Below are 568 nucleotides of genomic sequence, written 5' to 3' on the forward strand. Positions count from 1 at the left end.
ATATCAACCCAGCCCCAATTAATCCTAGTAACCATAGGTAAATGAAATGTTAGTGACAAATGAAATATCACAAATGGCCAAAGCGATAGTAACCCAGTTGCCTATTCTGAATGGCATATCGAGCACTGGTGAGCACCAACAAGCGCTTATACTTTTAGAGGACTTGTTAGAGCACTATGACGAAAACCTGATAATTATTGAAGCCTTAAGCAATGTCATTGCAAGGTATGAGGATACGGCAGCAGAGTTTGATGATTTCAATAAACGACAGACAGCTATCAATCTAAATACGGCAACACTAACAGTCTTGATGGATCAGGGCCTAAACAATACAAATCAGGTCTGAGTTCGTTACAAGCAAAAAAATCCAACGTGTAATTATGTGCAATTTATCTGATCGCTACACAGCTGATTTAAACAACAACCCCATGGCTAATCTGCCCCAAAAGATCACTTACTCTATTTATTCCTTCTTTAGTCCCCGTCACTGATTCAGGCGATTGCGTATTTCGGTGATTGCGAACGCTTGTTTCGGTTTATTCCGAACACCTGGACCAGCACTTTTTCT

1 protein-coding gene is annotated in these 568 nt (G+C 40.3%); it reads left to right on the forward strand.

Annotation, left to right across the window (positions count from 1 at the left end; all coding sequences use genetic code 11):
* The first annotated feature begins 46 nt into the window (after positions 1-46).
* Positions 47-346 (forward strand): hypothetical protein, encoded by a 300-nt coding sequence (locus DK187_RS20935; protein WP_111609225.1) that lies wholly within the window; start codon positions 47-49, stop codon positions 344-346.
* Positions 347-568: the final 222 nt, after the last annotated feature.

This window comes from Marinomonas arctica (assembly GCF_003259225.1).
Classification (GTDB): domain Bacteria; phylum Pseudomonadota; class Gammaproteobacteria; order Pseudomonadales; family Marinomonadaceae; genus Marinomonas; species Marinomonas arctica.

Excerpts from the sequence above, each read along its gene's own strand:
- DK187_RS20935 (WP_111609225.1), top strand. The coding sequence starts at position 47 with ATGTTAGTGACAAATGAAATATCACAAATGGCCAAAGCGATAGTAACC.